Raw genomic sequence first — 3,281 nt, forward strand, 5'->3', positions numbered from 1 at the left:
GATTTTGTATGGAGCAACTTTATCACCGCCATATTTTGTTATTTTTATTTTAACAAATTAAAACGATGAAAGAACAAATATTATAAATAATTAAAAAGGCTGTCGAGGGTTTCTCGACAGCCTGAACGGACGACCCGGGTCGTCCGTTTTTCATTATTCCAATCCACCGATGGACAAGTATTTTGTTTCCAAATATGGCTCGATACCTTCGATGCCGCCTTCGCGTCCAAGTCCGCTCTCCTTCATGCCGCCGAATGGCACGTGAGCTGCTGATGGTGCACCGTCGTTCCAGCCGATGATGCCGAAGTCAAGGTTTTCGTGAAGGTATGTTCCTGTTTTATAGTCATTTGTGAAGAAGTAAGCTGCCAGTCCGTATGGAGTGCTGTTTGCAATTTCAACTGCTTCTTCCAATGTTTTAAAGGTAACGATAGGTGCTACAGGACCAAATGTTTCTTCCTGCATAATATCCATATTGTGTGTAACATCTTTCAGGACAGTTGGATATACAAAGTAGGATCCTTTTTCTTCGTCTACATCAAACTGGTTTCCGGCAAGTACTTCCGCACCTTTTTCAATCGCATCATTGATTTGGAAAGCAATTTTTTCGTAGCCTTTTTTGTTGATGACCGGACCTACATCTGTATCTTTGTCTAAGCCATTGCCAACTTTAAGTTGTTTTGCACGTTCAGCAAATTTTGCAGCAAACTCATCCGCAATACTTTCGTGAACAAGCAAGCGGTTAGCACAAACGCAAGTTTGGCCGGCGTTTCTGAATTTAGTCAGCATCGTTTGTTCAACCGCAATATCGATATCTGCGTCTTCAGCAACGATCAATGGAGCATGTCCGCCAAGTTCCATTGTTACGTGCTGTACATTGTTGGCAGCATCTCTGATCAGGGACTTTCCAACAGGTGTTGAACCAGTAAATGTAATTTTTCTAACCAATTTGCTGCTTGTGAATAACTCACCCATCATCCGGCCGCTGCCGTTGACCACTTGCACAGCGTCTTCAGGAATTCCTGCTTCATGGGCAAGCTCGATCAAGCGAATGGTTGTCAAAGGAGTTTCCACTGCTGGTTTCACGATAAACGTACAGCCGGCTGCAAGTGCAGGAGCTGCTTTTCTGGTCATCATGGCTGCAGGGAAGTTCCAAGGGGTAATCGCAGCAACAAGGCCGATCGGCTGTCTTGTTACCAGGATTCTCTTAGATTCAGCAGATGCAGGAATGGTACGTCCATAGATGCGTTTGGCTTCTTCTGCATACCAAAGCACATAGCTTACTGCATAGTCTACTTCACCCAAAGATTCACGGATAGGTTTTCCGTTCTCCTTCGTCATCACTTCCGCGATGCTCTCTTTGTTTTCTTTTATTTTATCAGCCCATTTAAAAAGCAATTCTGAACGTTTATGAGCATTTACTTGAGACCACTTCTTAAAAGCTTCGTGGCCTTTTTCAAGTTTTTTATTTACTTCCTCGGCTGTATCAACCTTTACTTCCTGGATGACTTCACCTGTAGCCGGGTTTTTTACTTGAAATGTTTCTGCCATGATCACAACTCCTTTATCTATGTATTCTTCATTCACTTTATAACAGATTGTTTCTGTTGCCAAGTAAATGAACTTAGGCAATCCCTCTATTATTTTAACACAAAGTCGAAAAACTACCACTTACAATTTGAGGATATTTTTATGAGGGTGACTTGGTACACAAAAAATCCCTATATAAAAGATAGAAATCATATAAGGAGGCTGAGACACACATGTTTTCAGGGTATCGGGTAACTTCACCATACGGATGGAGGATTGATCCAATTACAGGCGGGAGAAAGTTTCATGGAGGAATCGATTTAGTCAAGGCACATCAGGCTCCCATTTATTCTTTTACGGAAGGGAGTGTCCTATTTGCCGGTAGGGGAAAAAGCGGGACAGGGCTTGGCGGATATGGAAATGTAGTGGTCATTCAAGATCAAAAAGGATCCGCTCATCTCTATGCCCATTTGGAAAAAGCTGCAGTTCAGAAGGGAAGAAGGATAAAAAAAGGAACAATCATTGGATTTCAGGGAGCAACCGGCCGGGTGACGGGCTCTCACCTTCATTATGAAATCAGAAAAACTGCTTCGCCCCAATATGGTTGGACAACTAATCCTGAGCAGTCGACTTACAATCCGGAAAAATACTTGTCGTCCAACGGGAAAAGTGAAAACACCAAATCCACTTATAATGTACATGCCTCGGTCCGTGGTTATTTAACAGCTAACGACGCGAGCAGGCAAATGAATCCCAAAGGCAGAGTTCAACCGGGAGGCTATTTCGTATACCTTACATCTCAAGGAATGATCAATGTTACGACAAAAGAAGGAATACCAGGGAGCTGGATTAACCCTGCCGAAAATCGCAATACCGTAAAGATGAATCAAACATTGATTTTGCCTTCCTCGTCTTCCTCCTGGCGCGTCTATCCGATTGGCCTTATGCCGGTAAAAGGAAATGAGTCCGGATATCTGAATCCGAAGAAATTTGGTGGACTGGCATATGAAATTATTGGAAGTCCTCAAAAGGATGTGTATACAATTCAAACAGCCGATTTCGGACTGGTAAATATTTATGCCGCGCCACATACCGGTGCGAAAATACGCGGTAAATAAAGAGCAGCTTAGTATACCTTTGTCCTGTTGCCCAAATAGTGGATAAAGCAAAAAGGGGAGGGCTCCCATGCAATTTTATTAAGGCCGGAAAATGCCTTTAAGAATTTTGGATTGAAGCTGATTTAGGAAACTCCAGGAGGATGAACATATCGTTTGTCATCCGCGAATGGGTTTCCGGTTTGGAAAAAGAATATGTTGTTGCTCCGCTTGAATGGGAAAGTGCATTATCCAATACACACCAGCAGGTGGTCAGCTTTATTGAATCAGTCGATTATGCGATTAATTGGCATCCCACCTATATCATCGTGTTCTCCTGCTTGTTTTATTCTGGTTTATTCAACTGTGCAGACAAATTAGAGACCACAGTAATGATGTAAGCCGTAATCGAACGGCCAAGGTAGTGATCAACCATATCATCAGGGAATCTGATTATTTTATGGGGATTGCCCGAGCGCTGCTGTCTCAAAGTCCCGGTTACCAGCCCGGGAAAAGCTAAAAGCTCTTTTTAAGGGCTCAGCTTGTAGAGAAAGTATATGTTTTTTTCTCTACAGGCTTTTTTATTTTACATTTAGACGACTTGTATCTAGATTTTTGTGTTTTTATTTTTAAGAAAAAGATTCCCATCCACCTAGACCT

Annotated in this window: 3 protein-coding genes; 2 read left to right on the forward strand and 1 reads right to left on the reverse strand. The window is 42.5% G+C overall.

The features are described from left to right. Window positions 1-153: 153 nt before the first annotated feature. Window positions 154-1,548, reverse strand: coding sequence for an NAD-dependent succinate-semialdehyde dehydrogenase (locus ACFSCZ_RS16950; protein ID WP_380775591.1), 1,395 nt, complete (start codon window positions 1,546-1,548; stop codon window positions 154-156). A 212-nt stretch (window positions 1,549-1,760) separates the two neighbouring features. Here ACFSCZ_RS16950 and ACFSCZ_RS16955 point away from each other — a divergent pair, with 212 nt between their 5' ends. Further along, on the forward strand, window positions 1,761-2,645 hold the full coding sequence (locus tag ACFSCZ_RS16955; protein WP_380775593.1) for a M23 family metallopeptidase: 885 nt from the start codon (window positions 1,761-1,763) through the stop codon (window positions 2,643-2,645). 140 nt (window positions 2,646-2,785) lie between these two features. Beyond that, window positions 2,786-3,022: a hypothetical protein gene (locus tag ACFSCZ_RS16960; protein ID WP_380775596.1), complete on the forward strand. Its 237-nt coding sequence runs from the start codon at window positions 2,786-2,788 to the stop codon at window positions 3,020-3,022. Window positions 3,023-3,281 lie beyond the last annotated feature (259 nt).

It is taken from the genome of Siminovitchia sediminis (assembly GCF_042680885.1).
Taxonomy (GTDB): Bacteria; Bacillota; Bacilli; order Bacillales; family Bacillaceae_C; genus Siminovitchia; species Siminovitchia sediminis.

Bases quoted from the DNA above. Each gene is read 5' to 3' on its own strand.
- ACFSCZ_RS16960 (WP_380775596.1), top strand. From the start codon at position 2,786: ATGAACATATCGTTTGTCATCCGCGAATGGGTTTCCGGTTTGGAAAAA.
- ACFSCZ_RS16955 (WP_380775593.1), top strand. From the start codon at position 1,761: ATGTTTTCAGGGTATCGGGTAACTTCACCATACGGATGGAGGATTGAT.
- ACFSCZ_RS16950 (WP_380775591.1), bottom strand. From the start codon at position 1,548: ATGGCAGAAACATTTCAAGTAAAAAACCCGGCTACAGGTGAAGTCATC.